The organism is Aurantiacibacter hainanensis, from assembly GCF_036321025.1.
GTDB lineage: Bacteria > Pseudomonadota > Alphaproteobacteria > Sphingomonadales > Sphingomonadaceae > Alteraurantiacibacter > Alteraurantiacibacter hainanensis.
In genome coordinates, this window is the sequence record NZ_JAZAPB010000001.1 from 136,878 (window position 1) to 163,294 (window position 26,417).

A 26,417-nucleotide genomic window follows, 5' to 3' on the forward strand; every position below is an offset into this window, starting at 1 on the left:
GTGCGGGCGCGCCGAGCTCAGCCGGTCGACCGCGCCCGCCCAGTCTGCTCAGTTCGCGCCGACGGCGCTGGACTCGCCGGCTCGCTCGCGACTTTCACGTGCCGCGCGGTCGATCACATCGGACACCGCCTGCGCCTGGGTCATGAAGAGTGCATGGCTGCCGGGCACTTCGGTGATGTCGGCGTTCATGCGCCGTGCCATGTGCAGCAGCATGCCCTCGCCGAACGCCTTGTCCTCGCGGGCGATCACGGCCCAGCTGGGCTTGTTCCGCCAGGCAGCCTGGCCGATCGGCGTGGCGAAGACCGACATGTTGATCGGCACCTGCGAATCCCGCAGGAATGCGGCGTCGCTGTCGCTCGCATCGGCGGCGAAGGCGGCCTTGAACCTTTCCGGGTTCACGAAGCCGAAACCGTCGCCTTGCGTGTCGATTACGAAATCGGTGGCAGCGGGGAAGCCTTCATATTGTTGGGCGGTCGTCTCGCCCGTATCGGGAGCGAGCGCAGAGACGTAGACGAGGCCCGCCACCTTCGGGTGGTTCCCGGCCTCGGTGATCACCGTGCCGCCCCAGCTGTGCCCGACCAGGATGACGCGCCCCGGCTGGCGATCGATCACCCGGTTGGTGGCATCCACATCGTCCTCGAGCGAGGTCAGCGGGTTCTGCACGATTGCGACGCGATAACCCCTGGCGATCAGCCGGTCGTAAACGCCGCGCCAACCCGACCCGTCGGCAAAGGCGCCATGGACGAGGACGACGCTGGTCGTGTCTTCGGGGGTGCCGGCCGACTGGGCATCGGCCACCCCTGTCATGGCGAGCGCGGCCGCCGCGCCGAGCGCTAGGTTACGAATCTTACGTGTCATGATAGTCTCCTTCTCGTCGGTCCGGCGAAAGTGCCGGAAGATGACAAGGAAGCTACCGGGGTGGCGGCTCCGGCACGCTTGGGGAAAGCGACAGAATGCGGGACAAGACTGACAAGGATGCATCGAGCCGGATTGTCGCGGAGATCGCGCTGGTCATATATCCCGATTGCCAGCTTTCAGCGGTCTACGGCCTGACGGACCTGTTCCGCCTTGCCGTCACTGCGGCACAGATGGCGGGCGAGCGCGACGGGCCTGTCGTCCGCGTCACCCACTGGCAGGAAACTAACGATGGTATCACCTGCGCCTATGACAGCCATCCCGGTGAGCCGCACCGCATCACCTACATCATCACTCCGCCCAGCCTGGTAATGCCGAATGACCTGCCTTCGATGCGGGCGCTGGCCGTCTGGATGACGCGCCATCACGAACAGGGCGCGATTTTATGCTCGGTCTGTGCCGGGGCGTTCGTGCTTGCCGAAACCGGGCTGTTCGAAGGACGGGAGGTCACCACGCACTGGGCCTTCGCAGAAGCCCTGAGTTCTCGCTTTCCGGATGCGAAGGTCGATGCTGACCGCATCATTGTCGACGATGGCGATATCATCACCGCAGGTGGAATTCTCGCCTGGACAGATCTCGGCCTGACGCTGGTCCAGCGGCTACTGGGTGCCAGTTCGATGTTGCAAACCGCACGCTTTCTGTTGATTGATCCGCCGCGGCAAGCGCAGCGACCCTATATCAGCTTCATCCCGAAGCTCGATCATGGCGACGCGGCGATCCGCTCAGTACAACACTGGCTCCAGGCAAACGCGACGACGAATTGCTCGATATCGACACTAGCCGATCACGCCGGGCTGGAAGAGCGCACCTTCTTGCGCCGTTTCAAGGCTGCGACCGGGCTTCGTCCCACCGAATATGTGCAACAGATCCGCATCGCGCGGGCGCGTGAGGCGCTTGAGCTTACCCGCCGGCCGGTAGAACAGATCGCCTGGGAAATCGGCTATGGCGACCCGTCTGCATTCCGCAAGCTATTCAACAGAGTGACGGGGCTGCCCCCGGCCGAATATCGACGGCGCTTCGGCGTTGCGCTCCAGTCCCGGAACGAGGCGCAGGTTCATGGCTGAGCGGCATCCGCCCGACCATGATCGGGCGGATGCCAGCTCGTCGGGAGGCCCGCCTGCCAAAGGCGAAGACGCTCATGCAGCGAGCAACATAGCCTCGCCGCGCGCTTGAGCCAGCGCTGCTTTCTTCTGCTCCGGGCCAATGTTTACACCATCCGCGGCAACGACCTCCGGCTCGATGCCGATGAAATTGAAGGCCGTACGCAAGTAGGTCTCGAGATGCTCCATCGGAGCGGCAGGCGTATCGGCACCGTAGAATCCGCCACGCGCGAGCGCGATTATGACGCGCTTTTCGCCTACCAGGCCTTCCGCACCTGTCGCCGCGTAGCGAAAGGTTTTGCCGGCAACGAGGATGCGGTCGATCCACGCCTTGAGCTGGGTCGGGATCGAGAAGTTGTACATTGGCGCACCGATCACGACCGTGTCGGCGGCGAGGAATTCGTCGAGCACGGCGGTGTCGGCTAGTTCGGGCAGCGTGAAGTGGGGAAGCGGCTGCGCCACAAGATCACGCCGGATCACCTCCGCCCCTGCATTGCTCGCGGTCAACTTGTCGATAATGGCACGACTGATTTGGCGGCTAACGCTGTTTTCGCCGGTGATGCTGCTGTCGATGTGCAAGATGGTCATTATTGGCTCCTTGGTATGGATTTGATACCGAGGCTCATTAAGTAACCGCCCGTCAGACTCTCACAAGAACGCACATTTTTGTGTTTGAGGCACAAATTGGTGCCGAGGGAACAGGAAGGTAACCGTCCATGGCGCACGACGCGCACAGCCCCGCCTGCCGCACCATTAGCGGCCTTCTCCAGCGCGTGGGCGACAAGTGGAGCGTGCTGGTCGTCCACAATTTGGCCGATGGCAGCCGCCGCTTCAGCGAACTCCGGCGCGAAATTCCGAGCGTCTCACAACGGATGTTGACGCTTACCTTACGCAACCTGGAGCGAGACGGCCTCGTAAAGCGTACGGTCACGCCCACGATTCCACCCCGGGTCGACTACGAGCTGACCGAGCTCGGCCATTCCCTAAAAATCCCGGTCAACGCACTGTCCCAGTGGGCCCTGGATAACGTCGAAACCATCAAAGCCGCGCAAGCACGGTTCGACGCAGGGCGCGACGAGTCTAATCCCGCACGCTTTGCCTGAATCTAGGATCGTGCCGTCAGCATCGGTACCGAAATCTCGTGGCGATCTTTTAAGTACTCGCACCAGAAACGGGCTGGCATGCGGGCCTCGACCCCCCGCGTTTCTAAATCCTCGATTATGATTCAATTAGTTAGTCGACGATCTCGATAGCTTTTTTGGAACTCGAGAATGCATTTTCGCGCCCGCGAGCCAGCCAAGATTGATGTCCGCTTTGCGCCCTAATTTCGGTCATTCGTGCAGTCGAGATGTTCGCCCGAATGCTGCCGTAGGTTCAGACTAGCGTCGATCGCAGCAATGCGCCCTAAGATCGGTGATTTAGCCGGTTACAGCCGAATCTCTAGATCTGACATTCGTTCGGCGGCAATTGATCGATTTGTTAGGTTACAGCGCAGTTGGAGGGATGAGTAAATTGGTAGCAGGCGGACGCTAGACGGATAAATTGGAAACGTCCAAGCGCGCATCGAATCGGACGCGACTCTGGCCCAGTCGGCACCGCGCATGCTTTTCCCGACGTTCCATGGATGTTCTTGCGTTTGTCGGTCGCCGAGTCTATCGAATCTTGATAGACTTGGAGAAACTCGCTTGTTGTACAGTCGGAGCGCAGCCATCGCGGAACGGCATGACTCCCTGCTCGGGCTAATTCATCGCGGGGGCGGGTCTGCCACCGCTTTGGCGGAAGCGCTGGGTGTTTCTCCAGCGACAATCAATCGCGACCTCAGCTACCTGCGGAGCAAAGGGCACCCAATCCGAGCTCGACGTTCGGCTGCTGGCTGGTCTTACGCAATGGATGCCGCAGGCGGGACTAAACGCGCGACTTCCGAGCCGCGAGCATGACCACAGCAGCGGTCGAGGCCTGGCTCGAAAAGCTAGGCTATGTAGCTGAGTCGGGCGTGCTGCATCAGCGCGGCGACGTCGTTCCGGACACCCACCCTTATGCACTCGAAATCAAGACCCTTCTCAAGCCGGAGGGGGCCATCCGCGCGCAGGCCGTTTTCGATGTCGAGGGTGTACCGACCGTCGTGTTCGTCGGGGAGGATGGAACGCCGCTGTCGCAGGCCGAATTGGATAAGGCTCGCCAGCGCATCTGGAACCAGAACCTCGCGACGATCGTGATTGAGCTGAAGGGTGATGAGGCCGTCGCGCTCCCTGCTCGTAAGCTAAAGAATGCTGGCGAACGCTTGCGGCTCGAAGACGCGCGTTCGGATGGCCCGTTTTCCGCGTCGGACGTCTCGACGGCCAATTTGTCGAGGCGCATGCCGAAGTGGTTCGATGTCAAGGCGCGGGTCGATCGTAAGCTGCTTGCTAACCTGTCCACGACTGTCGCGAAACTGAGCGATGAGGGCCTGACCGGGATCGACGACGCCCGCGCGCGTCGACGCCTCGCCGAGCTTCTGATGGGTCAAGTGCTCTTTATCTCCTACCTCGAACATCGTGAGATCGTCGGCGCGACCTATCGAGCGCGGCGCGATGTGGAACAACTTTCTAACTTGGTTGCCCGGCTCGACCGTTCCGGCATCGCGGCGCTGATCGATCGGCTGCGGTCGGACTTCAACGGCGACTTCCTCGGAGACGATCGGCACGATCCCTGGACGGCGCTTTCGAACAGCGGCTTCAGCCTGCTCGCGCAGTTTCTCAGCCGCACCGACCTGCAGACCGGTCAGGGCGACTTCTGGAACTACGACTTCAGCTACATACCGGTCGAGCTGCTCTCCGGTCTATACGAACAGTTCCTGACGCGCGAAGAGCAGGCGGAAGACGGCGCCTATTATACGCCTCGCAATCTCGCCATGCTCGCCGTCGATCAGGCATTCCTCGCCTCTCCCAATCCGCTGACCGAAACGATCTTCGACGGCGCGTGCGGCTCGGGAATCCTGCTGACGACGGCCTATCGCCGGCTGATCGCGCTCGCGGAGGCAAAGAAGGGCGGCCAGCTCAGCTTTGCCGAGCGCGGTGAACTTCTCTCGCGCAGCATCTTCGGTGGCGACATCAACTTCATGGCCTGCCGCGTGACCGCGTTCAGCCTTTACTTGTCGCTTCTGGAGGGGCTCGATCCGGCCGACATTCTGGAAGCGCAGGATCGCGATGGTACCAAGCTGCCTCCGCTCAAGGACCACAACCTCGCGCACGGCCGCGATCATGCAGACTTCTTCGACGACGGCCATGCCTTCTTCGGGCGCCGCTTCTCGCTGATCATCTCCAATCCGCCCTGGGCGGAGCCAGAAGGTGAAGCGCACACCTCGGCGGACGTTTGGGCGGCGCGCGCGGGCACGCCATTCTCGCGCCGCCAAGTGGCTGGAGCCTACGCCCTGCGCGCGCTAGACTACCTGGACGAAGGGGGCCGGGCCTGCCTGATCTTGCCAATCGGCCAGCTCCTCGGCGCATCCAGCGAAGCCTTCGTCTCCTATCTGCTACGCGCCTATAAGCCGAGCCGGATCATCAACTTCGGTGACCTGCAGGGGTTGTTGTTCCCGACCGCCGAGAACACCTGCCATGTGTTCCTAGGCGCTCGCCGCGAGGCCAACGTTCCGAAAATCATCCCGTTTGGGGAGACGTTCGACTATCTGGTTCCTAAGGCCGATCTTAGCCTTGCACTCGGTCGTCTTACCATGCAGTCGGCCGATCGGCACCTACTACAGACTCGCTCGGTCGCTCAGGATCCGCAGCTTCTCGTCACTATGATGTGGGGCGACGCCAACGACCTAGCGATCTTGAGCCGGCTCAGCCTGCGCGGTACCTTTGCGAACCTCTGGCGCGGCCCTCGCGAGTTCCGGCGCTGGACCTACCGCAAGGGCATTCATCTCGAAGACAAAAGCCGTGAAGCAGTCGATCCCGGCCCGCTTCGCGATATGCCTCACATCCCGATCGCCGCGCTAAGCGCGGGGGTTCCGGTGCTGCATCCTGACCTGCTGCGGCCTTGGCCGGCGGAGAAGGCCACCGTTGTCGGCCTGAACGATGCGGTGCTCGCCGTGTTCGACGGGCCCCGCGTCGTCTTCCCTGATGGCTTCTCGCGCGAACAGCAGAATCTCCGCGCGGTTTACTACGACCGACCGGCGAGCTTTACCCATAGCATCGGGGTCATTGCCGGCCCCGAGCCCGACGCACCCCTGCTCAAGTTCGCGGCTGTCTATCTACGGTCCAGCCTCGCGCGCTATTTCCTGATGATGCGCGGCTGGAAAATGCTGTGCGAACGCAACGGTGTCCACCTGACTGATGTCGACGCATTCCCGTTTTTCTCGCCGGAAGACGCACCTGATCCTGACGCTGCCGCCATAGCGCTTGCATCGGTTAATAGTCGCGTCGATCGGCTGAGATCTCAGGACGAGCTCCTCCAGCGCGCCGATTACAGGTCGCTCCGCGGGGAGTTCGACGAGGCGGTCTTCTCCTATTTCGGCCTCACGGATGAAGAGAAAACCTTGGTGACAGAGACGGTCGAGGTGCTGATGCCCTCGATCAGGCCACGAAGCTTCAAGAGCCTCGATACTCGGGCGCAGAGAACCGCAAGCGACCAGGATTTCCGCATCTACGCCGATGCGCTGGTCGCAGCGCTGACCACTTGGCGCGACCGAACCGGTGGCCGGGGGCGGTTCGAAGTCAACGTGGTCGCCAGTGACCCGACTCGTGCTGGTCCTTCGGGTGTCGTGAAGATCAGCTACGCCGAAAAGGGGCGCGCGCGCTCCGCCGCTAAGGCAACCATCGATGATGAGCTTGTCATCGAAACCCTGGCCTCATTGCGCAAGTCGGGCTTGCGCACCATCCCGTCGGGCGATCACCTCGCCCTCGTCCCGGACGCCCATTTGTGGATCGACGGCAGCCTGTATCTGGCCCGGCCGTTGGCGCGCCGCCGCTGGACCGTTCGCCAGGCGTTGCGTGACGCTGAGCACATCGTGCGGTCGGTTCAGTCTGGCGCGGGCTCAGAAAAGCTGGCGGTGCGTTCGTGACGGAGGCTGCCGACTGGCTTTCCGCCTTTCCACTGCAATCCGCAACTGAGGCAGTCGAAGCGCTGTGTCAGGGATGGTCCGAGCTGGCGACTCGACCGTTTCCGGACTTCAATCCCAAGACCAAGGAAACCGCCCTTACGAAGCGCCTGAAGGTCTATGTCGAGAACGTTGTCGCTCGCGAGCGCGGCTTGCTTGGGATGTGGGCAGCCGAGGATATCATCGGTGACATCGATCCAGCCACCGGTGCGATGATCGAGGAGCGCCGTACCGACATTGTTTATGGTTGGAACAATGAGACGCAGGCGATGCAACTGGTATTCGAGTTCAAACGTCTTGGGCGCCAGAAGAGGCACCGGGACCATTATCTGCGCGATCAGGGGCTCGGCCGTTTCGTCAATGGAATCTATAGCCGGAAGCAGGCGGTTGCGGCGATGGTCGGCGTGCTACTCGACCCCGAGCCGGACATCGTGCCGCACATTCGCGACGCATTGGGCGATGCCGCAATCGCGAAGCTCTTGCGACTGAAGCCAACCGCCACAGGTGAGCCCTATGCACGGCCGTCATCACTGTTCACCGCCGCAGACTTCGACACGGAGCATGAGCGGGAGCCGGCGTTGGCACCCAGCCATGGCAGCATTCGCGTATCGCATTTTTTCTTCGCCTTCGGCTACCCCACGACCACCGTGAAGCCGAAGTTGTGAGGGCTGCTGCACAGCCGGCAGCCGCTGGTGACCGCTCGCTGGCCGAGCTATCACCGTTCTGGCCGCTTGCAATCCTTCGCAAAGTTTGCCGCGAAATAGTCGATCACCTCAGCCGCCTGTGTTCCCTTCCTGAAAGCCTTCTGCTCCTCGAAATCGACGCAGGGAATGAGATGAATAAACTGATTGTCGGCGTAGAGCGACATCACCGCATCTGGATCTAGTTCGCCACTCCGTAGTCCCGCCATGGTGTTTGCTGCTTCGAGCGCTGCGCCTATCATCACGTCGGCCAATTGCACCGCTGGGCTTTGCCTTGAATCGACCTGCGTTACCTGATTGAGCTTCAGCGGAAATTTGAAGCTGGCGATTGCGGTCTGGCGAAGCTCAATCGTGTCCTCGTGGTCGATGAAGCGCTGCAGCAGCTCGTGATAGCGTTCGAGGTTCTTCGACTGGTCGTGCTCGACCCGGTATGGCCCGTCGCTCATGATTTCCATCCGGCTGATTAGCGACTGCAGCACGATAATCGCGATGTCCGTATCTACGCCCGGCGTCATAATCGCTGACAGGCACTCGGGCGCTGCGTCGCGGGCAAGCGGGCCAATCGCTTCCGGTAACTCCAGCCAGTCCGTTCTCCGCGCCGCGGCAACGAGGGCACGCAACGCATCTGTGCTCTTCTCTTTGACCGCCCGTTGGAAAGCAGCCAGCAGGGCCGCGAACGCGGCCTCTCCCAGGATTGTAGGACCAGCGACCGACAGCAGTGAGGCCATCGCGTAGTTCTGGCCGTCTTCGTAGAAATTGTGTCCGCGCTCGTAATACCAAGGCTCAACCGCATAGTCGCAGAACATCAGGATGAGCAAGAAGCGCTTGTCGCACACATAGGTGACGCTCTTGAAGTCGGCGAGCAGATCGCGCAGCAGCGCGAGTAGCCCGGCATGGTTGGCTGGTCGGCGCGAGAGCGATCGATACTTCAGCTCGCTCGCTTGGACGCGCGGCAGGTGCTCCCTGATCAGGCGCGCTGCATCGTCATCACTTATCGCAATAGCCGCCGCGCCCTGGAAGCGCTGATCTACGTTCAGGAGGTCGAAGCCGGTAAAGCCGCTCTCATCGATCCGGAAGCATTCCATGATACTGGCTGGCCCCTAAAGGCTACGTCTCATATCGGCGCTCGTGCGACATCGGCATAGCGTCGCCCTTCAACTCCGCCCGCATGACGTGGATGTCTGGCTGGATTGAAAATGGCCTGGAGCTGTCCCACCAGCGTGCATGGACATGCAATTCGAAGCCGGATTCGTCCGTGTATATGTAGTTCCAGCGCTGGCTCATGGCGCGAGGCTCTTCGCCTCCTATCATGCCAACAGCTTCCGCTGCCTTTGGAACCGCATCAATGGTCTTCGCATCGGCAGCTTCGTCGATGATCTCGACGAAGCGGCGATAAAGTTCGAGCGACGTCGGTCGGGTCATCCTACGTCTATAGCAACAGAGCCGGTGCTTCGATAGAGAATAGGTAAGCGAAAACGCCTACAAGAATGAGCGCGAAGAGTTGCAAGCTCTCGTTCGCGCGGAGACGGCGGAAATTATGCGTCCGATCTTTGCGATCGATAAATAGAAGTGGACAGACCGCAATCAACCCGAGAGCCGCCTAAACAGGCTCTCCAGCGCCCTTCCACTCGTGCATCGCGCGAATGAGCTCGGCCGTTGGATATTCTTGAATGTCCTCTTCAGAAGATCCTGCCGCTAACTCTCGTTCCCAATACCATTCTTGGAAAGCGATATATTTCCCTTGGATTTTCGCTGATCCGATCGCGGCAGCTCCAGCCTGAGCGATGAGCCAGCTTCGCACATGCCGGACTGCTTTTTCATAATCACCGGCATGAGCTTGTATATCCCAACCGGAAATGTCCGAAAGCGCCCGTTGATAGTCGTACCGCGTATGCTCGAGAATGAGAATTCGCTTTTCCGTCAGAGGGAGTGGGCCAAATCGACGGCAAGCGTGATCCAAACCAAGTTCAAAGGGCATGTTCATGCGCGCGTATTCGTCGACCGTGCTCATCTTGCAGCGGCTTAGGTCATGAATGCCATATTTGGAGCCACGTATGAGATCAGCGATGCGGTCAAGTCGCGTCGCCGCGTTATCGGCGTTCTCTGGAGCCAGTCGAGGATGGAAGCCGAGATAGACGATGCAAAAAGCAAGCGCCTGCAGGATTGGCGCGTAATCGTCGTCAAACGGACAGTTGACGAAAACCGACTTCTCAAAGGGTGGAGTCAAACTCAGCCCTTCGGCGGATGCGGGTCGTTTCCGTAGGAACTACGTTCCCTAATCCGGCCATCACGGCCGTGTATGTAGAGTTCAGTCTTTTGATTCTGCGCGATCTTCGCTCCCGCCTTGATCGCATCGGCCTGCGTGTCGTGCACGCTACTGGCTCTGGACGAACCAGCCTTCTTCACTGCCCATCCACCAGATGAACTCCGAACTACGTGCTGACCTTGCTTCGCCATGGTTCTGACCTCCGCAACTGATATAGCAACATTGCTGGCCAGCCGCTAGGTGCTGCACGCCGATGTTTTGACCACAATGTCCGCTAAGCCTATCCACAATCCCGAGAGCTGACAGTCAGCTTACCGCCCAAAGCCGGACCTTGCCCTAGCGACGATCAAACGGCCGATTGTGGGCCGATACATGATTGCCCGCTTTTCATTTCATATGGCAGGCGAAGCCGACATTCAGCTATCGACCCAAGATGTACCAAGATGATTAGGAGCTGTGCGCAGCGTTCGTGGCTTCTCTGACAACGGAACTGGCTCACCTTGCTGATCCCAATTCGGCGACGAAGATCATTCCAGCAGACTACGCAGCATCCAAGCGGACTTCTCGTGAACATCCAGTCGCTGGGTTAGCAGGTCGGCAGTAGGCTGGTCGCCGTGCCTGTCGGCCACGACGAATACTTGACGGGCAGTTCGCGCGGCGGATTCTTGCGCGCTTACCAGAAGCCCGACCATCTCCATGGCCGTCGGAACGCCTTCGACTTCCTCGATGCTGCCGAGCGCAGTGAAGCACCGGTATGTGGCCGGAGCCGGAAAGCCGAGCGCACGGATGCGTTCGGCAATCAGATCCAGCGCCGACCATTGCTCAGTATATTGCACCATGAACATCTGGTGCAGGGAGTTGAACATCGGTCCGGTGACGTTCCAGTGGAAGTTATGGGTCATCAGGTAAAGCGTGTAGCTGTCGGCGAGCAGACGCGAGAGACCGAGGCTGATCTCCTCGCGCTGCGCTTCGGTCAGGCCGATGTTGATCGTTGGTGCGCTGGCCATTGTCGTCCTCCTTGCAGATGAAGTTTGCCCGGCCTAGGCGGCCGCAACCTGCTGATTGCTCTCCGCGGCTGGCGAGATGGTTGCGATCCAGTCAGCGATTGCCCCGGCAACCTCTTCCCAGCCGGGTTCCGCACAGAGGAAGTGGGATCGTCCGGCGAACTCGACATAGTCGGTGCGTGCCTTCGACCTCGACTGCGCCCGATAAGCCGCCTTTGACAGATAGGGCGAGACCAGCCGATCCTCGCTGCCGCCGGTGAACAGCAACGGCTGCTTGCGACCGGGGGTGTCGACCCAGCTGCCGAGCCACAGCGCGGCCTGGTGGAAGATCATGCCGGGAGCCGGGATGACGTAGGACGCGTAGGCCTCGTCGACCAGCGCCGGTGGCGCGGTGTGGGCGAACAGCTTGCCGAAACGCTTGCGCGACAACTTGTAGGGGCGCCGCCAGCCGAATAACCGAAGCATGATCGGCGTGATCGCGGCAAACGCGCTGGGGCCCGGTACCACCCCGCCGATCGGTGCCGGATCGATTGCAACGCCGGCGACACCACAGCCGCGGTCGATCAGCAGTTGGGTCAGCAGGCCGCCGAACGAGTGGCCCACGATGATCGGCACCTCGGGCAGTTCGCGGATGAAGGCCTCGTACCGGTCGACGATCTTGCCCAGAGTCAGGGCGCCGAAACCGGCCGGTGTGGCATTGTTCATCTCGTCGACCGAGTGTTCCGCCACGAAGGGCCATGCGGGGGCATGGGTGGTGAAACCACGGGCTTCGAAGAAGGCGCGGAATGGATCCCAGCTGGCAGGAGTGACCCATGCGCCGTGAACGAAAACGATTGTCTTGCTCATCTTGACCTCCATCGGGTTTCCTGGGGCCGGATCAGGCCTGGTTGACGAAGCTGGCGATCATCTCTGCCGCCATGACGGGGTACTGGTGCTGGGGGCCGTGGCCGCTGTCGGGGAAGGTCACAACGAACAGGGTTGGCCACTGGTCGTTGACCGCATACCAGTTCTCGACCGGAAAGATGATGTCGTGGTCGCCCGACAGCGCCATCACCGGGATGTCGGTGGTGCGGAAGAAATCGGCATAGGCACCGTCGGGATCGGGGAAGGGCGTGGTCGGATCGCTCGAAGCTTCGACCGACCTAATGAACACTTCCGCCGGGGTGGCGACATCGCGCACTTCTTCGCGAGCGGCAATGCGCGCCAGCGAGGCGTCGGCGAGCCGGCGGCTGGTGGCGGAATCCGGCTCGAAGAAGAGGATGTATTCTTCCTCCACGCCGTATTCGACCTTCCACGCCGTCTGGAAAAATAGGTCCTCGAAGGGCTTTACCATGAGGCCGGGAGGCATGGTGCCGATGGCGACCAGGTGGCTGACCCGCTCGGGGTGCAGCGCGGTGAAGACCTGCACGGCGTGGCCGCCGATCGACCAGCCGCCGAGCACCACCTTGTCGAAGCCGAGGCCGTCGATCAGGTCGAGGATGTCCTGCGCCATGTCGAGCTTCGCGTAGCTTGCTTCGCCGGTGGAAAGGCCCAGCCCGCGATAGTCGAACACGGTGACGGTGAACTTCTCCGCCAGCTGGTCGAGGAAGAGCGGGTCCCATACGTCCATCGTGCCGCGAAAGCGCACGGCCAGCACCAGGTTGGGGCCTTGGCCGAAAGTGCGGTAGGCTAGGCGCCGACCGTCAGCTTTGACGAAGCGATTGGGGGCGGTGAGTGCGGTATGCTTAGTCAGGGTATCGAGCATGGTACGGTCCTTCAGGCTGCGGCCGCGGGCACCGCGAGGGCACCCATCAGTTCGGCGGTGGTGGTGATGAGGTGGGCATAGGTGGGCCCATTAATCTCGTGCGCGCAGTGCATTGCCTCGCGGGTGGCAGCCGCAGTGGCATCGCGCACCAAGGTGACATGGTAGCCGAGCTCCGCAGCGTATTTGCCGGTGCTTTCGAGGCAGGTATTGGCGATCAGCCCGACGAGGATCACGTGCGAAATGCCGCGCTGCTTGAGCAGGGTATCGAGATTGGTGTTGGCAAAGCCGCTGCTGCCCCAATGCTCGGTGCAGACCATGTCTCCTTCGCGCGGGGCAAAGGCGGGGAACCATTCGCCACCCCAGCTGCCGACCGCGAAGATCTGCGCCTCGTAGCCAGCCAGCAAATAGGGGTTGGGGTGGTCCCAGGCATCGAGTTCGCCCGGCGACCAGCGATGGTGCGGAACGATTACCACCTGGATCCCGGCAGCGCGCACGGCGTCGAGCACGGCCGCCAACTTTCCGCGCAGGTCGATTTCGCCCGCCACTTCGGCTACCAGCGGCCAGAGCTTGCCTTCTGGATCGAAGAAGTCGTTGTATGGATCGACCAGCAGCAGCGCCGTCCGCGCGGGATCGAAACTTGGCGAGATGGCGGCATTGCTGCTCATGTCCGGATCCTTGCCTTGCCGGACGGGTGGTCCTGGCTCGCGAACGAACATGCGCCCCACCTGTGGCCAGGCCAATCGTACGGGAGAGTAACGCGGCTAAACCTTGGTATGGCTCGCGGCCTCCGAACCGGAGCTGGCAAATGCGAAACGCCGCCGCAGCTAGGGCTGCGACGGCGTTTGCGAGGGTGTGACACCCTAGCTGCAGAAAATTAGCTGCGGGCGAAGGCCAGCAGGTCCGGGTTCAATACATGAGGATGCGTGGTGCACATGCCATGCGGCAGGTCAGGATAGGTCAGCAGCGTACCTTTGGACAGCAGCGCCGCTGCCTTCGGAGCCGAGTCCGCGTAAGGCACGATCTGATCGTCATCGCCGTGCATCACCAGCACCGGGCAGGTGATCGCCTTGAGATCCTCGGTGAAGTCGGTTTCGGAGAAGGCCTTGATGCAGTCGTAGTGCGCCTTCGCGCCGCCCATCATGCCTTGCCGCCACCAGTTCCAGACGACCCCCTGGTCGACCTTAGCGCCCTCGCGGTTGTAGCCGTAGAACGGGCCGGCTGGCACATCGAGGAAGAATTGCGCCCGATTGGCGACGAGTGCCGCGCGAAAGCCGTCGAACACCTTCTTCGGCAAGCCTTCGGGGTTAGCCTGGGTCTGCAGCATGATCGGCGGCACAGCGCCGATCAACACGGCCTTGGCCACCCGGCCTGGCTCGGCACGCGCTACATAGCGCGCCACTTCGCCGCCACCAGTTGAATGGCCAATGTGCACCGCGTCCTTGAGGTCGAGTTTTTTGGCCAGCGCGATCATGTCAGCGGCGTAAGTATTCATCTCGTTGCCGGTCCATGTCTGCGTCGAGCGCCCGTGGCCGCGCCGGTCGTGGGCGATCACGCGAAAGCCTTCGCCCAGGAAGAACATCATCTGCCCGTCCCAGTCGTCAGCCGACAGCGGCCAGCCGTGGTGGAAGACGATCGGCTGCGCGTCCTTCGGACCCCAGTCCTTGTAGTAGATTTCGGTGCTGTCGGCGGTGGTGATGAAAGGCATGGTTCGCTCCTCGAGACAGTGGATGCATGGAGCATGCGGGTACGCACGGTCAGCGTCGATTGTGCGCAGGTCTTCCGCCACCAAACCAAGGTATGATTGCCCGCGACCGCGCGCGGCGCCTATCCGCAGTCCGAAGCTGCGCGGGTGCCCTGCGTCGCAGGAGAACGCCCAGTTGATCGCACTTCCCTCCCTGATTGCCGTGGTCGACGACGATCCCGGTATGCGGCGGGGTCTATCCAGCCTGCTCAAGTCCGAAGGATACGACTGCCGCGTATTCGCCGATGCGCGGGAATTTCTGGCCAGCCCAGCCAGCGATGAGGCCGATTGCCTGGTCACCGACTTGCACATGCCCGGCATGGACGGCTTCGATCTGCAGGGCGAAATGGCACGCGCGCGCCCTACTCTGGCGGTGATAGTGATGACCGCCTTCGGCGAGAAACAGACCCGCCATCGAGCGCTCGCAGCCGGGGCGCGGGCATTCCTGGTCAAGCCGTTCGAGACGCGCGAGCTGCTCGCCGAAATCGACTTGGCCTTGGGCGGGAAAATTGGATAAATCGTGGCAACCACCCGGCGCTAAAGCTCCGGTCCGGAGGGCATCATGGAACAGCAGGGACTGGTACATATCGTCGACGACGACCTCTCCATCCAGCGGGCGCTGGACTCGCTGCTTCGTTCGGTCGGGCTGGAAGCGCGCAGCTACGGTTCCTGTGGCGAGTTCCTCGCCACCAAGATGCCCGCGCAGCCAAGCTGCCTGATCCTCGACGTTCGGCTACCAGGCGTTTCAGGTCTCGATTTCCAGTCGCAGATGGCTTCGCACGGTATCAGCCTGCCGGTGATCCTGATGACCGGCCACGGCGACATCCCGATGTCCGTCAAGGCAATGAAGGCGGGCGCGGTTGACTTCCTGACGAAGCCGTTCCGCGATCAAGACCTGCTCGACGCCGTCACCACGGCAATCGAGCGCGATACCGCAGCCCGCGAAGAAGAGGGCCAGCTGCAGGCCATCATCGACCTCTACGACGCGCTGACCGAACGCGAACAGCAAGTGATGGACCTGGTCACCATGGGCCGCCTCAACAAGCAGGCGGCCTTCGATCTAGGGCTCAGTGAGATAACAGTGAAGATCTACCGCGCTTCGGCGATGAAGCGAATGCAGGCGCGCACGCTGCCCGATCTCGTCAAGATGGCCGAAGCCTTGCGGGCCGTCGGCCACTTGCGTCCGGTCACGCCAGGGGAAGCCTGATCACGAAGCGCGCGCCGCTGGCGTGATTTTCCGCCGCGATCGTGCCGTCGTGGGCCTCGACGATCGACTTGCACACAGATAGGCCCAACCCCATCCCAGTTCCCTTGGTGGTAAAGAAGCTGTCAAACAGCCGCGGCAGGTTCTCGGCGGCAATACCGGGCCCCGAGTCTGCGATCACCAGTTCGCAGTAATCGGCGCCGTCGGGCGTGATTGTCACCGAGATGGTGCGACTGTCCTCCGCGACCTGGTCCATCGCCTGCATGGCGTTGACTAGCAGGTTGACGATCACCTGCTGCAACTGGATCCGATCGCCGCTCACAGATGCGGGACCCTCGCCGAGATCCTTCTTCAGCTCGATTTCACGCGTCTCGAAATCGCGCCTTAGCAGCAGCAGCGATTCCCTCGTCATCTCGACCAGGTCAACCAGGCCGCGCGGTGCGGTCTGCTTGACCGCAAGCAAGCGGATGCGGCTGATGATCCCGCTAGCGCGCCGCGCATCGGAAGCAATGTCGACAGCCAGTGCACGTACCTCCTCGATGTCGGGCTGGGGGCGGTCGAGCCAGCGCAGGCTGGCATCGGCAAGCGCGGCAATGGCCGCCAGCGGCTGGTTCACCTCGTGCGCGATCGAAGCGGACATCTCCCCCAGCATCGAGATGCGCGAAGCGTGCGACAGCTCTTCGCGCACGCTACGCAGTTCTTCCTCGGCCAGCTTGCGTTCGGAGATGTCGACCAGCGCGACGATGTTGTGCCCACGGTCGACCTGGTCCTGCGTGAACGAGATCACGTAGAGCACGTCGATCGCCGACCCGTCGAGCAGGTTGATGCGGGTTTCCTCGGAGAACTCCAGCGCACCCCTCAGCCGGGCGACGAGCGAACGGCGCAGCGTACCTGGTCGATCGCGCCAGGCCCAGTCTACCGGCCCTTCCAGCTGGTCGAGCCGTTCGGCGCCGAACAGGTCGAGTGCCTCGCTGTTGGCATCGACCACGCGCGGGTGGCGTAATATCACCTCGATCAGCTGCGGATTGGCTTCGAGGTGGTCGGCAAGATCCTCGATCCCGCTTTCACTCAATTGCTGCAACCAGTCGTTGAGTTGTCCCAGCTCGATCCGCAGAAGGGCCACCGGCATGTTCTCGAACAGGTCACGATAGTGCTGTTCGCTTTCTTGCAGTTCGCGGAACGCGCGTTTGGTCTCCGACAGGTCAATCACGCCGACCAGCACGCTGCCTTGGGCCTTGTGGTCCTCGGGCCAGCAGACCGTGAACAGCACGTCAATCAGCCTGCCCGTACGGCTGCGCAGCACGGTCTCCACCGAAAAATGGTCGTCCCGTTTGAGCGCGGCGATCAGAGAACGGGCGAAAACTTCGCGGCTTTGCGGCGGCCAGGCCCATTCGATCGTGTCCCCCAGCGCCACATGCTTTTCGCCGATCTCGAACAAGTCGAGCGTCTTCTGGTTGACGTCGAGCACGCGAACGCGGGCGATCAGTTTGTCGATCAGTTTCGAATTGTCGAGCAGGTGCTGCGGCAGGTTGGCAACGCCTGCCATGTGCAGCCGGCCCAACTCCTCGCGTACACGTGAAAAGTCGAGTTCCCAGAATGAGGCTGCCATGGCGTTGAACAGGTTGACGTAGCGATGCGCGGAATCCCCGGCGAAGTCTTCGCTAGTGAAGGCCCGGCTCCATTCGGCGCGTTCGCTGGCCTCGGATAGCCTGGTGATGCGACTCTTCACACCCAAGCTCCGTCCGTCGGCAGCGGTGCGGAACACCTCGCCCTGCCACGTGCCAGTCTCCGCAACAGCCGTGTCGATGTGCGCCAGTCCGTGCGGGTGATGGGTTGCCAGCAGTTCGTCGATGTTGCGCCCCAGCGCCTCGCCGCTCGGATAGCCGTAGAGCTGTTCGGCCGCTGAGTTCCAGCTCAGGATCGCACCATTGGCAGAGGTGACTACCAGGCTGTCGGGCACGGCCTGGCCCAGCCAGCGGTTTCCATCCGGCGATTCCACGCGCGTGTCCATGGCGGGAGATTGTCGAATTGGCATCCCGATGCAAGCGCAACCTACCAAGGTATGACTTGCCCAATCCCAAGTTCAATCGCCACGCCGCGAGCGAGGCGGCAGTCTGGTTTCACCGAAGTTCCTGAGGAGAAATCAAATGTCCCTGACTGCCACCGCCAATCCCGCCACCAGCCTGCTCACGCCGGGCAACCACACGCTGCTGCTGATCGACCACCAGTCGCAGATGGCCTTCCCGGTCCGCTCGCAGGATGTCGCGGTGCTCCGCCTCAACTGTGGGCTCGTCGCCGAGTCGGCTGCGGGCTTCGGCGTACCCACAATCCTCACCACGGTCGCTGCCGAGAGCTTCTCCGGCCCGATCTTCGACGAGGTGCTCAATGCCTTCCCCGACTGCGAGGTGATCGACCGCACCACGATGAACTGTTGGGAAGACGCCAATGTCATCGACCGCATCAACGAGGTCAGCGGCAACCGCTTGGTGATCGGCGGGCTGTGGACCTCGGTCTGCATCGTCGACCCGGTACTCTCGGCTCTCGAACAGGGCTTCGAGGTCCATGTCATCAGCGACATCTGCGGCGACGTCTCGCCCGAAGCCCACGACCGCGCCATGCAGCGCATGATCCAGGCGGGCGCCGTGCCGATGACCTCGCTGCAGTACCTGCTCGAGCTGCAACGCGACTGGGCCCGCGGCGAAACCTACGAACTGACGACCGGCATCGCGAAGAAGTTCGCCGGCGGCTACGGCATCGGCATCGTTTACGCCAAGGCGATGTTCGGTGCCCAGGAAGGCGGCGAATCGCAGGCTGCCTAACCCAGTGAGCAGGCCGGCGGCGATCCCCAACCCCTCCCGTCCGATCCGCCGGCCTGCTCCTCTTTCCCATTCCCTGAGACAGAGGAGCGTCCGATGAAACCCTACCTGATCTCGCTTGCCGTCGGATTGCTGGCGGGCATTGTCTATTCGCTGCTAAACGTGCGTTCGCCCGCGCCGCCGACGATCGCCCTGATCGGGTTGCTCGGAATGTTGCTGGGCGAGCAATTGCTGCCCGTCGCCCGGCGGGTGATCAGCGGCGAACCGGTGCTTGCCTACGTCCGCACCGAATGCGCGGCGCAGGTGCTCGGCCCGCAAGCCGCGCCTCCCTCTGACGACTGCGTATGAGGCGCTTCTCACGCCGCGGGGCAATGGCCGCCAGCGCTGCCGGCGCACTGCTCGCCACCAGCCCGCTGTTCGCGCAGACACGGAGACAGAGCATGACCGACACGATCATCACCAATGCCCGGATCACTACGCTCGACCGCGAGAATCCGCGCGCGCAAGCGCTGCTGATCAGCGACGGACGCTTCGCCGTCGTGGGCAGCGAAGCGGAGGTGCGCGCCGCCGCTCCCGACGCCAAGATTATCGATGCGGGCGGACGCCGCCTCGTCCCTGGCCTGATCGACAGCCACATCCACGTGATCCGCGGCGGGCTCAACTACAACATGGAGCTGCGCTGGGACGGCGTACCCACGCTGGTCGATGCTATGGCCATGCTGCGCGAGCAAGTGGATCGCACACCCGCGCCGCAATGGGTGCGTGTCGTGGGCGGCTTCACCGAACACCAGTTCTCAGAGAAGCGGCTCCCCACGCTGGACGAGATCAATGCCGCGGCTCCCCACACGCCAGTCTTCATCCTGCACCTCTATGACCGCGCGCTGCTCAACGCGGCCGCGCTACGGGCGGTCGGCTATACAAGGGATACGCCCAACCCGCCCGGCGGCGAGATCCAGCGCGACGCCTCGGGTAATCCCACCGGCCTGCTGCTGGCCCAGCCCAACGCCACGATCCTATATGCGACGCTGGCCAGCGGTCCGAAGCTACCGCCCGACTACCAGAAGAACTCCACGCGCCATTTCATGCGTGAATTGAACGCGCTCGGCGTTACCACCGTGATTGATGCAGGCGGCGGCTTCCAGAACTACCCCGACGACTATGCGATCATCGAGGAACTGCATGCCGAGGGCCTGCTGACGCTGCGCATCGCCTATAACCTGTTCACCCAGAAACCGCGCGAGGAACTGGCCGATTTCGCCGGCTGGTCGACGCAAGTCAGACCGGGTCAGGGCGACGATCTCTATCGCCACAATGGCGCGGGCGAGATGCTCGTCTATTCGGCTGCCGACTTCGAGGACTTTCGCGTTGCGCGCCCCGAGATGCCGCCGAACATGGAAAGCGATCTCGAACCCGTGGTCCGCCTGCTGGCTGAGAACCGTTGGCCTTGGCGGCTGCACGCCACCTATGACGAGACGATCAGCCGCGCCCTCGACGTTTTCGAGAAGGTCCATCGTGATATTCCGCTCGACAGGCTCAACTGGTTCTTCGACCACTGCGAGACTATCTCGGACCGCTCGATCGACCGCATCGCCGCGCTGGGCGGCGGCATCGCCGTGCAGCATCGCATGGCCTATCAGGGCGAATATTTTCTCGAGCGCTACGGCCACCGGGCCGCCGAGGCGACGCCGCCGGTGGCGAAGATCTTGCGCGCAGGGGTGCCGCTTGGGGCCGGGACCGATGCGACCCGCGTTGCCAGCTACAATCCGTGGGTCTCGCTCGCCTGGCTGGTGACGGGCAAGACGGTAGGCGGGGCCACGCTATATCCTGTCGCCAACCGGCTGGACCGCGAGACGGCGCTGCGCCTGTGGACCGAGGCCAACACCTGGTTTTCCAGCGAGCAGGGCAAGAAGGGCCAGGTCAAGGCGGGCCAGCTGGCCGACTGCATCCTCCTATCGGACGATTTCTTCGAAGTGCCGGAAAGCGAGATTGCGCATATCCGGTCGGACCTGACGATCCTCGGCGGCAAAGTGGTGCACGGCTCGGGCGAGTTCGAGCCGCTCGCGCCGGAATTGCCCCGCCCCATGCCCGACTGGTCGCCTGTCGCCAGCTTCGGTGGCTATCATCAGCTCGATTTGCTGCAACAGGGGGCCGCGACCTGCTGCTGTGCGAGATCCTGTTCGGTGCACGACCATGACCACGCGGCGGCTCTCGGGTCTTTCATACCCACAGCAGACCCGCGCGGCTTCTGGGGCGCGATGGGCTGCTCCTGCTGGGCGGTGTGAGCCATGCCAGCCGATGACCGCCCCCTTGTCCCGATCCTACTGATCCTCTCGGTGGTGACCGGCATAGTCGATGCGGTTAGCGTGATTGGCCTCGGCAAGGTATTCGTCGCCAACATGACCGGCAATATCGTCTTCTTGGGCTTCGCCGTGGTGGGTACACCGGGCTTCCATTTCGCGCCCTTGCTCGCCGCGCTGGCCTGCTTTCTCATCGGTGCGTTGATCGCCGGGCGCAGCCTTACCCGCCCGCTGGAGCAGCGCACGCTGAGGGGCCATGTCTCTGTCGAAGCGGTGCTGCTGCTGATCGCCGCCGCTGCGGCAATCGGCTACGATCCGCAGGCACTTGCTCCCGGATGGCAGCTATACGCCATCATTGCGTTGACTGGTGTGGCGATGGGTTATCGCAATGCTACAATCCGCCATCTCAAGGTTCCGGAGCTCACGACCACGGTCCTCACCCTGACCCTGACCGGACTGGCTGCCGATTCCTCGCCTGCGGGCGGAACCAATCCTAATTGGCGCAGGCGGCTTGGCAGCGTGGCCTGCATCGGCGCGGGGGCGGCGGGAGGTGCCGTGATGCTACTGCGGGCCGGGATGGTACTGCCACTGGTCGTGGCCGGGCTGCTCGTGCTGGTCGCCGCATCACTGTGCCCCGGCAAGGCCATCGTTTCGCCCGCTTGATTCAGCCGGCGGGGATCTCCGCCTGGAAATCCATGCCGATGAAGCGCTGCATCAGCCCTCGATGCTCCGGCGGTTCGGGTGCAGGCTCGGCAAATTCCGGCTGGTTTGGATTGCTCCCATTCATGATGATCGCGCGGTTCGAAATGGAAGTGCCGTGATGGAATCGTTTGGCGACGATCTCGGCTGGAAGCGGCGCCGTCTCGAAAGGGTTAATCGAACGGCAGCTTTCGGGATTGCGTTGAATTAGAACGAACGGCCGAGATTGGGGCGCAAAGCAGCCATCGCCCGCGAGCTCATAGCGCTCTCGACGCCCTTTATTTGTAGACAGCCATCTGCTCATCTGGTCGCCCCTCACCCCTGCCAATGGGAACGCGCGCCGCGCCTCATGGTGACTCGCGCCCGCTGCTAGGGCCGCCCGAGTCGCGAATCACCTGCCGGACAGACACGGACTTGCCCTGCTTTTGTCCTGTCCGTCCCGCGCCTGCGCCCCTGAATCTCGAACTTTCCGCACGCTATGGGCGCGCCTGGTAGGTGGCAGCGTCTCAGGGCGTCTCATTCCGTCTCATTGTGTCTCAGGGCTTCTCAGGGCTTCTCATGCCTTCTCGCCAGTTGCGCTAGGGTGGTACCGTGGCACTCTGCTTTTGTGTCTCAGGGCGTCTCAGGGCGTCTCAGGGGCGCGATTGAAGGGGTCAGGGTCCTTCCCGCCGGGGTGCCTGGGCCGCGGGTGGCGCTGAGCGCGGATTCCGGGTGTTTTCGGAAATTCGCTAATAGGCATAGGGTCGATCCCAAAAACACAACACTTGCACGTCAGAGGAGTCACAGGAGTCACTCGAAGAGTCACAGGTTTCCGAGAGACTGTGACTCGTCTAGCCCGCAGAAATCCTCGGGTTTTTGGCAAGAGTCACAGGAGTCACAGTTACTTCCTATAGAGGCTATATTTGAGAAGTTGAGATGAGGAGGGGTGCCCCACATCACCTGGTCGGGGAGGGGTGAGATTCTGCAAAAATAGGGTCTCAGTGACCTACATGGAAAAAGAGTGTGACTCTTGAGCCAAGGCCCCCGAAAATTACAGTTAAAGCATTGAAACCAAAGGGAAATCAGGAGTCACACCCTGCCAGCCGAGGGTGTGACTCTTTTTCTGCGTTCAAAATCAGCGACTTATTGCTCCTGAGACGCTGTGAGACACTTCGCGACGCCTTGGGCCATGCGGCGAAATCACTTTTGGCCGAGCGTTTCGGAAGTGCTTGCGTCCCGGTTTGATCTCAAGAATGAACTGAGAAAACTAACTGCGTAAGCCCCCGAGGACCGGATAAAGGACGGATTCACAGAGTCGTCTCATAGCGTCTCACGAGAGAGCTCCCCCCTTCCCATTCAGGCTTCGGAGCCGCGCGACCATCAGGCGAAAACTCTCGAACCTAGCCTGCGGACCTAGACCAATTCTCCGAAGGTTCGAAGTTCGTCGAGGTAGCTCGCCCACCATTCGAGCATTGTTCGCCGCTGTCGCAGATACTGCGCCGAGTTGTACGCCGCCCTCACCTGATCTCGCTCATCGTGCGCAAGCTGACGCTCGATCCAGTCCGGCTCGAACTTCCCTGACTCGTTCAGGATCGTGGAGCCAGTTCCTCGGAACCCGTGCACTGTGGCTCTTCCATGATAGCCGAGGCGGTAGAGGGCGTAGAGCATGGTGTTCTCGCTCATCACGCCCTTACTCTTGCCCGGGAAGAGGTAGGGTCCCGCGAGCCCAAGCGAGCGCTGTTCGTGCAGGAGTGCGACGACAGATGGTGCCAGAGGGACAAGATGCTCAGAGCGCATCTTCATCCGCTTGGCCGGGACGCGCCATAACGGTTCTTTACCGTCCAGGTTCTCGAACTCGCTCCACTCGGCAAAGCGGGTCTCGTTGGTCCTGACAAGCGTATAGATCGTGAACAGGAGAGCGATCCGGGTTTGGGGCTCGAGCGACTCCCCGGCGAGCTTACTGAAGAACAGGGGAAGCTCCTTGCGCGGCATCGGCTTGTGGTGCCGGACCGGGGGGCGCTGCTTCAAGGCAGCCGTGATATCGCGCGATGGATCGCGCTCGGCAATTCCCTGGGCGACGGCGAAGCGAAAGATCGCGCCTATGTGATTATTCAACCTTTGCGCCATGTCGATCGATCCGCGCGCCTCAACCTTTCGGATCGTGTCGAGAATGTCCGCCGGAGTGATCTTTGAGATGGCCATGTCGCCAAGCATCGGGAAAATGTCCGCTTCGAGTCTTCCCAAGGTAATTCTTGCATAACGCTCGGTCCATTTGGGCTTCCGGCTCTCGTGCCAGTCGCGGGCCACCACCTCGAAGCAATTCGCTTCATCCAGCGCAGCCTGGCGCTTTGCCTGCTTTCGTGCTTCGCTGGGATCGATGCCCTCTGCCAACTGTCCTTTCGCCTTGTCACGCCAGGCGCGGGCCTTGGCCAAGGAGACGGCGGGATAGGTGCCGCCCGTCAGTTCTTTTTGTTTTCCACCGAATCGATAGGCAAGTTTCCACGTCTTTCGGCCCTTGGGCGAAACCGCGATCAGCAGTCCTTCCCCATCGGCAATCTTATAGGTTTTCTCGCGAGGCTTGAGGCTGCGAAGCCGTGTGTCCGTCAGTGCCATGTTGGGCTTTTCGCAGGGATGTTGGGCTTTGGCAATCACCAGCCCAACAAATCGATGAGATGGCATGAGAAGTCGTGAGACACTTCCCCATGCCATTTCCACATAAGATGCAATCTGAACAAGGCCCTATGAGAACCACTGAGACGCTGTGAGACAGCTGAAAGAGGCTGAGTGGTCGGGGAGACAGGATTCGAACCTGCGACCCTCTGCTCCCAAAGCAGATGCGCTACCAGGCTGCGCTACTCCCCGGACCGGGCCTGCCCTTAGGTTTTGCACGAAAACGGTGCAAGCGCCAATCGTCTCGCACGGCATCCATAGGCACGGTGTCCGACCGCTCCCCACCTGTCCTGCCGGGGCAGCCTAGGTAGAATCCCCTAGCCTTACGCGTCGATAGTGGAGCGGGATGGCCGCGCCGTGGCACGTCCCCCGCCCTAGTCAGGCGGCATGTTCATCACAGCCACGGCCCTTGCCATCACCCTCGCCTGCACCGTCACCGACGGGGACACCATCCGCTGCGGAGACGAACGCATCCGCATCACCGGGATCGACGCGCCCGAAACCCGCGCCTGCCGCCGTGGCAGGCAATGCGTGCCAGGCGACGGCCAGGCCTCGACCCACGCGATGGAACGGCTGGTTGACGGCGCACGCCTGTCGATCGTGAGGCTCGGGCGCGATCGCTATGGCCGCACGCTGGGCGTGGTCTATGCGGACGGGGTAAACGTGGCATGCGCCCAACTTGATGCAGAGCAGGCCTTCTACATCGAGCGATGGGACGACGATCAAATGGTGGCCGCCGACTGCCCGGAACTGACCGCAAGGAAGACAGTGTGATCCGGGCGGTGCTTCGGCCCGGCTCAGTGCGCGGCTGCCAGTGATTAACGCGCCGACGCGCTACGAATGCTGCTGGTTATGCGGATTCCCCGGATCGCCTCCACGGGGTCATGAGATCCTGTAGCCGATCGGTTTGAAGGTTCCGCCGTTGGACGCGTAGGCCGAGCAAGCGGTAAGCCCGATGACGAGGTCCATGCGCGCCTGCAGGGTCAATGTATCGCCGGCTTTCGAAACTGGCGGTTCAACCGAGAGCCGGCCGCTCTGGCCGTCGACGGGCACGTTCATGAAGACGTTGAAGGCACAGGGCAGGTCATCTTCGGTGATGTCGTATTCCGCCAGCGCTGCGGCGAGATTGCCGAAACATCCGCGGTGAACGGGCTTGTCCGGATAGAAATGCCGGAAGGTATCTTTGCTGCATGGCGTGAGGAGAAAATCGTGCATCCCCACATCGTCGGCGACGATATCCAGCATGGGGTTCGAGCGGTTCGACCACAGGGTGTTGCCGGCGGTAAGCTTGATCGTCTCCTCGTAGTCGAACGTCCGCCCGTTCGACAGCGCCTCGCCCCGGTCGGCCAATCCGAAGGCGAGGAGATCGGAAACCTGCCCCCCTTCGAGATCGATGACCTCCAGTCGCTGCCCCTCGCGAAGCACGAAGCTCGTGCCGCTTCGCGGCTCTATGCGGATCGCGTCGTCGCTCACGACCTGCGATCCTCGAACGGCGGCCTCCAGTCCTTGTCGACCGCCCGGCCGCTGTACTGCCGCGCTTCGCTTGCTTCGCCGTGGCGAGAGAGCATGGGATTGGTGTCGCCCGCCAGTTCGCGATCGCGATCCAAAATGGCTTCGCGCATCCTCTCGTATCGCCCCTGTTCGCGCAGACGCTCGAACTGGTCGTGCAGGTTGAAGACCATGACGGGGCGCGAGAACCTTCGGGCCGGGCGCGATGCGTTGGGATGCATTCCGACGACGAAAAAGGCCTCCCCGCCGAAGCTGAGGCTGAAATGCGGACTTTCGGGATCGGCACTCACGCGCTTGTCGTAGGTCTGGCCGCGCCAGTGATCCTTGTCGGCGAGAGACTGCAGCCGCTCCCACAGGTTCTTCTCGAATTCGTCTTCCGAAAGGCCAAGCGGTCCGTCGAACACCACGGCAAGGCTTCGCAGACCTTCGGGATCGTCCTTGTAGGCATAGGCCCACTTCAGCAGCGCATCGTGAATGGCGACGTCATTCCAAGCGCTGGTGATGTCACGCGCCTGGACGATGTTCAGCTTGCCAGTGGCAAGCGCCGACTTCGCGCCGACACAGGGGAAACCCTTGTCCCTGATATAGTCGGCGAAACGCTCTCTCGCCGTGTCATCACATTCGATTGTTGGCACCGTTCGCTCCAAATTCCTTGACCTAGAAGCGGCCCCGCGCGCGCAACGTTCCGCATTTAG

General features: G+C 62.1%; 28 protein-coding genes and 1 tRNA gene. 12 read left to right on the plus strand and 17 right to left on the minus strand.

Features of this window, described 5'->3' with window-relative positions:
• Window positions 1-48 precede the first annotated feature (48 nt).
• Window positions 49-858, minus strand: coding sequence for an alpha/beta fold hydrolase (locus AAA989_RS00640; RefSeq protein WP_338240479.1), 810 nt, complete (start codon window positions 856-858; stop codon window positions 49-51).
• Between the two features lie 95 nt (window positions 859-953).
• Between AAA989_RS00640 and AAA989_RS00645 the strand changes: the two genes are divergently transcribed.
• Entirely contained in the window at window positions 954-1,979 is a 1,026-nt protein-coding gene (locus tag AAA989_RS00645; protein ID WP_338240480.1) for a GlxA family transcriptional regulator, read from the plus strand.
• Between the two features lie 72 nt (window positions 1,980-2,051).
• On the opposite strand, the gene AAA989_RS00650 is transcribed toward AAA989_RS00645, so the two are convergent.
• Window positions 2,052-2,603, minus strand: coding sequence for an FMN-dependent NADH-azoreductase (locus AAA989_RS00650; RefSeq protein ID WP_338240481.1), 552 nt, complete (start codon window positions 2,601-2,603; stop codon window positions 2,052-2,054).
• A gap of 128 nt (window positions 2,604-2,731) precedes the next feature.
• Here AAA989_RS00650 and AAA989_RS00655 point away from each other — a divergent pair, with 128 nt between their 5' ends.
• The 4 genes from AAA989_RS00655 to AAA989_RS00665 all read left to right on the plus strand — a co-directional run bounded on the left by AAA989_RS00655 (window position 2,732) and on the right by AAA989_RS00665 (window position 7,757).
• Window positions 2,732-3,118, plus strand: a complete 387-nt coding sequence (locus tag AAA989_RS00655) for a winged helix-turn-helix transcriptional regulator (protein WP_338240482.1) — start codon at window positions 2,732-2,734, stop codon at window positions 3,116-3,118.
• Window positions 3,119-3,616: 498 nt separating this feature from the next.
• The gene (locus AAA989_RS16395) at window positions 3,617-3,952 is read left to right on the plus strand and encodes a helix-turn-helix domain-containing protein (RefSeq protein ID WP_353527000.1); all 336 of its coding nucleotides are present in this window, start codon (window positions 3,617-3,619) and stop codon (window positions 3,950-3,952) included.
• Window positions 3,949-7,056, plus strand: coding sequence for an HsdM family class I SAM-dependent methyltransferase (locus tag AAA989_RS00660; protein ID WP_338240483.1), 3,108 nt, complete (start codon window positions 3,949-3,951; stop codon window positions 7,054-7,056). Before AAA989_RS16395 ends, AAA989_RS00660 begins: the two co-directional genes overlap by 4 nt.
• Entirely contained in the window at window positions 7,053-7,757 is a 705-nt protein-coding gene (locus tag AAA989_RS00665; RefSeq protein ID WP_338240484.1) for a hypothetical protein, read from the plus strand. The genes AAA989_RS00660 and AAA989_RS00665 overlap by 4 nt, the downstream gene beginning before the upstream one ends.
• 50 nt (window positions 7,758-7,807) lie before the next feature.
• On the opposite strand, the gene AAA989_RS00670 is transcribed toward AAA989_RS00665, so the two are convergent.
• The 9 genes from AAA989_RS00670 to AAA989_RS00710 all read right to left on the minus strand — a co-directional run bounded on the left by AAA989_RS00670 (window position 7,808) and on the right by AAA989_RS00710 (window position 14,512).
• Complete coding sequence (locus AAA989_RS00670; RefSeq protein ID WP_338240485.1) at window positions 7,808-8,878, minus strand: DUF3800 domain-containing protein; 1,071 nt, start codon at window positions 8,876-8,878, stop codon at window positions 7,808-7,810.
• 22 nt (window positions 8,879-8,900) lie between these two features.
• Entirely contained in the window at window positions 8,901-9,215 is a 315-nt protein-coding gene (locus AAA989_RS00675) for a hypothetical protein (protein WP_338240486.1), read from the minus strand.
• A 178-nt stretch (window positions 9,216-9,393) separates the two neighbouring features.
• A complete protein-coding gene (locus AAA989_RS00680) occupies window positions 9,394-10,020 on the minus strand; it encodes a hypothetical protein (RefSeq protein WP_338240487.1) in 627 nt (208 codons plus the stop codon).
• 2 nt (window positions 10,021-10,022) lie between these two features.
• Window positions 10,023-10,250: a DUF2188 domain-containing protein gene (locus AAA989_RS00685; protein WP_338240488.1), complete on the minus strand. Its 228-nt coding sequence runs from the start codon at window positions 10,248-10,250 to the stop codon at window positions 10,023-10,025.
• Between the two features lie 336 nt (window positions 10,251-10,586).
• Complete coding sequence (locus tag AAA989_RS00690) at window positions 10,587-11,066, minus strand: Dps family protein (RefSeq protein ID WP_338240490.1); 480 nt, start codon at window positions 11,064-11,066, stop codon at window positions 10,587-10,589.
• A gap of 33 nt (window positions 11,067-11,099) precedes the next feature.
• Complete coding sequence (locus AAA989_RS00695) at window positions 11,100-11,909, minus strand: alpha/beta hydrolase (RefSeq protein WP_338240492.1); 810 nt, start codon at window positions 11,907-11,909, stop codon at window positions 11,100-11,102.
• A 31-nt stretch (window positions 11,910-11,940) separates the two neighbouring features.
• Entirely contained in the window at window positions 11,941-12,807 is an 867-nt protein-coding gene (locus AAA989_RS00700; RefSeq protein ID WP_338240493.1) for an alpha/beta fold hydrolase, read from the minus strand.
• An 11-nt stretch (window positions 12,808-12,818) separates the two neighbouring features.
• Entirely contained in the window at window positions 12,819-13,472 is a 654-nt protein-coding gene (locus AAA989_RS00705) for a cysteine hydrolase family protein (protein ID WP_338240494.1), read from the minus strand.
• A 209-nt stretch (window positions 13,473-13,681) separates the two neighbouring features.
• On the minus strand, window positions 13,682-14,512 hold the full coding sequence (locus AAA989_RS00710; RefSeq protein ID WP_338240496.1) for an alpha/beta fold hydrolase: 831 nt from the start codon (window positions 14,510-14,512) through the stop codon (window positions 13,682-13,684).
• 172 nt (window positions 14,513-14,684) lie between these two features.
• Here AAA989_RS00710 and AAA989_RS00715 point away from each other — a divergent pair, with 172 nt between their 5' ends.
• On the plus strand, window positions 14,685-15,065 hold the full coding sequence (locus AAA989_RS00715; protein WP_338240498.1) for a response regulator transcription factor: 381 nt from the start codon (window positions 14,685-14,687) through the stop codon (window positions 15,063-15,065).
• 45 nt (window positions 15,066-15,110) lie between these two features.
• The gene (locus AAA989_RS00720) at window positions 15,111-15,755 is read left to right on the plus strand and encodes a response regulator transcription factor (RefSeq protein WP_338240499.1); all 645 of its coding nucleotides are present in this window, start codon (window positions 15,111-15,113) and stop codon (window positions 15,753-15,755) included.
• Here AAA989_RS00720 and AAA989_RS00725 read toward each other — a convergent pair.
• Window positions 15,736-17,763 carry a PAS domain-containing sensor histidine kinase gene (locus AAA989_RS00725; protein ID WP_338240500.1) on the minus strand — a complete coding sequence of 676 codons (2,028 nt, stop codon included), beginning with the start codon at window positions 17,761-17,763 and terminating at the stop codon, window positions 15,736-15,738. The genes AAA989_RS00720 and AAA989_RS00725 overlap by 20 nt on opposite strands.
• A gap of 136 nt (window positions 17,764-17,899) precedes the next feature.
• Here AAA989_RS00725 and AAA989_RS00730 point away from each other — a divergent pair, with 136 nt between their 5' ends.
• From AAA989_RS00730 to AAA989_RS00745, 4 genes are all read left to right on the plus strand, one after another.
• Complete coding sequence (locus AAA989_RS00730; protein WP_338240501.1) at window positions 17,900-18,571, plus strand: hydrolase; 672 nt, start codon at window positions 17,900-17,902, stop codon at window positions 18,569-18,571.
• A gap of 93 nt (window positions 18,572-18,664) precedes the next feature.
• On the plus strand, window positions 18,665-18,916 hold the full coding sequence (locus tag AAA989_RS00735) for a DUF1427 family protein (protein ID WP_338240502.1): 252 nt from the start codon (window positions 18,665-18,667) through the stop codon (window positions 18,914-18,916).
• Window positions 18,913-20,850: an amidohydrolase gene (locus tag AAA989_RS00740; protein ID WP_338240503.1), complete on the plus strand. Its 1,938-nt coding sequence runs from the start codon at window positions 18,913-18,915 to the stop codon at window positions 20,848-20,850. The genes AAA989_RS00735 and AAA989_RS00740 overlap by 4 nt, the downstream gene beginning before the upstream one ends.
• A gap of 3 nt (window positions 20,851-20,853) precedes the next feature.
• Entirely contained in the window at window positions 20,854-21,528 is a 675-nt protein-coding gene (locus AAA989_RS00745; protein WP_338240504.1) for a YoaK family protein, read from the plus strand.
• Between the two features lies 1 nt (window position 21,529).
• On the opposite strand, the gene AAA989_RS00750 is transcribed toward AAA989_RS00745, so the two are convergent.
• The 3 genes from AAA989_RS00750 to AAA989_RS00760 form a co-directional block, all read right to left on the minus strand.
• Complete coding sequence (locus tag AAA989_RS00750; RefSeq protein ID WP_338240505.1) at window positions 21,530-21,868, minus strand: hypothetical protein; 339 nt, start codon at window positions 21,866-21,868, stop codon at window positions 21,530-21,532.
• 1,088 nt (window positions 21,869-22,956) lie between these two features.
• Window positions 22,957-24,156 carry a tyrosine-type recombinase/integrase gene (locus AAA989_RS00755; protein ID WP_338240506.1) on the minus strand — a complete coding sequence of 400 codons (1,200 nt, stop codon included), beginning with the start codon at window positions 24,154-24,156 and terminating at the stop codon, window positions 22,957-22,959.
• 172 nt (window positions 24,157-24,328) lie between these two features.
• Window positions 24,329-24,405: transfer RNA gene (locus AAA989_RS00760), tRNA-Pro, on the minus strand.
• Window positions 24,406-24,600: 195 nt separating this feature from the next.
• On the opposite strand from AAA989_RS00760, the gene AAA989_RS00765 reads away from it, so the two are divergent.
• Window positions 24,601-24,987, plus strand: coding sequence for a thermonuclease family protein (locus tag AAA989_RS00765; RefSeq protein ID WP_338240507.1), 387 nt, complete (start codon window positions 24,601-24,603; stop codon window positions 24,985-24,987).
• Window positions 24,988-25,095: 108 nt separating this feature from the next.
• Here AAA989_RS00765 and AAA989_RS00770 read toward each other — a convergent pair whose 3' ends face one another.
• Together AAA989_RS00770 and gntA are read right to left on the minus strand one after the other, a co-directional pair.
• The gene (locus AAA989_RS00770; RefSeq protein ID WP_338240509.1) at window positions 25,096-25,686 is read right to left on the minus strand and encodes a DUF1989 domain-containing protein; all 591 of its coding nucleotides are present in this window, start codon (window positions 25,684-25,686) and stop codon (window positions 25,096-25,098) included.
• The gene (gene gntA, locus AAA989_RS00775) at window positions 25,683-26,348 is read right to left on the minus strand and encodes a guanitoxin biosynthesis heme-dependent pre-guanitoxin N-hydroxylase GntA (protein WP_338242159.1); all 666 of its coding nucleotides are present in this window, start codon (window positions 26,346-26,348) and stop codon (window positions 25,683-25,685) included. Before gntA ends, AAA989_RS00770 begins: the two co-directional genes overlap by 4 nt.
• Between the last annotated feature and the right edge of the window lie 69 nt (window positions 26,349-26,417).

What these genes read in the sequence shown, in the direction of transcription:
- AAA989_RS00685 (WP_338240488.1), bottom strand. Translation starts at nt 10,250, where the DNA reads ATGGCGAAGCAAGGTCAGCACGTAGTTCGGAGTTCATCTGGTGGATGG.
- AAA989_RS16395 (WP_353527000.1), top strand. Translation starts at nt 3,617, where the DNA reads ATGCTTTTCCCGACGTTCCATGGATGTTCTTGCGTTTGTCGGTCGCCG.
- AAA989_RS00750 (WP_338240505.1), bottom strand. Translation starts at nt 21,868, where the DNA reads ATGAGCAGATGGCTGTCTACAAATAAAGGGCGTCGAGAGCGCTATGAG.
- AAA989_RS00700 (WP_338240493.1), bottom strand. Translation starts at nt 12,807, where the DNA reads ATGCTCGATACCCTGACTAAGCATACCGCACTCACCGCCCCCAATCGC.
- AAA989_RS00705 (WP_338240494.1), bottom strand. Translation starts at nt 13,472, where the DNA reads ATGAGCAGCAATGCCGCCATCTCGCCAAGTTTCGATCCCGCGCGGACG.
- AAA989_RS00645 (WP_338240480.1), top strand. Translation starts at nt 954, where the DNA reads ATGCGGGACAAGACTGACAAGGATGCATCGAGCCGGATTGTCGCGGAG.
- AAA989_RS00690 (WP_338240490.1), bottom strand. Translation starts at nt 11,066, where the DNA reads ATGGCCAGCGCACCAACGATCAACATCGGCCTGACCGAAGCGCAGCGC.
- AAA989_RS00730 (WP_338240501.1), top strand. Translation starts at nt 17,900, where the DNA reads ATGTCCCTGACTGCCACCGCCAATCCCGCCACCAGCCTGCTCACGCCG.
- AAA989_RS00725 (WP_338240500.1), bottom strand. Translation starts at nt 17,763, where the DNA reads ATGGACACGCGCGTGGAATCGCCGGATGGAAACCGCTGGCTGGGCCAG.
- AAA989_RS00745 (WP_338240504.1), top strand. Translation starts at nt 20,854, where the DNA reads ATGCCAGCCGATGACCGCCCCCTTGTCCCGATCCTACTGATCCTCTCG.
- AAA989_RS00650 (WP_338240481.1), bottom strand. Translation starts at nt 2,603, where the DNA reads ATGACCATCTTGCACATCGACAGCAGCATCACCGGCGAAAACAGCGTT.
- AAA989_RS00740 (WP_338240503.1), top strand. Translation starts at nt 18,913, where the DNA reads ATGAGGCGCTTCTCACGCCGCGGGGCAATGGCCGCCAGCGCTGCCGGC.
- AAA989_RS00670 (WP_338240485.1), bottom strand. Translation starts at nt 8,878, where the DNA reads ATGGAATGCTTCCGGATCGATGAGAGCGGCTTTACCGGCTTCGACCTC.
- AAA989_RS00695 (WP_338240492.1), bottom strand. Translation starts at nt 11,909, where the DNA reads ATGAGCAAGACAATCGTTTTCGTTCACGGCGCATGGGTCACTCCTGCC.
- AAA989_RS00755 (WP_338240506.1), bottom strand. Translation starts at nt 24,156, where the DNA reads ATGGCACTGACGGACACACGGCTTCGCAGCCTCAAGCCTCGCGAGAAA.
- AAA989_RS00675 (WP_338240486.1), bottom strand. Translation starts at nt 9,215, where the DNA reads ATGACCCGACCGACGTCGCTCGAACTTTATCGCCGCTTCGTCGAGATC.
- AAA989_RS00640 (WP_338240479.1), bottom strand. Translation starts at nt 858, where the DNA reads ATGACACGTAAGATTCGTAACCTAGCGCTCGGCGCGGCGGCCGCGCTC.
- AAA989_RS00655 (WP_338240482.1), top strand. Translation starts at nt 2,732, where the DNA reads ATGGCGCACGACGCGCACAGCCCCGCCTGCCGCACCATTAGCGGCCTT.
- AAA989_RS00710 (WP_338240496.1), bottom strand. Translation starts at nt 14,512, where the DNA reads ATGCCTTTCATCACCACCGCCGACAGCACCGAAATCTACTACAAGGAC.
- AAA989_RS00735 (WP_338240502.1), top strand. Translation starts at nt 18,665, where the DNA reads ATGAAACCCTACCTGATCTCGCTTGCCGTCGGATTGCTGGCGGGCATT.
- AAA989_RS00720 (WP_338240499.1), top strand. Translation starts at nt 15,111, where the DNA reads ATGGAACAGCAGGGACTGGTACATATCGTCGACGACGACCTCTCCATC.
- AAA989_RS00660 (WP_338240483.1), top strand. Translation starts at nt 3,949, where the DNA reads ATGACCACAGCAGCGGTCGAGGCCTGGCTCGAAAAGCTAGGCTATGTA.
- AAA989_RS00765 (WP_338240507.1), top strand. Translation starts at nt 24,601, where the DNA reads ATGTTCATCACAGCCACGGCCCTTGCCATCACCCTCGCCTGCACCGTC.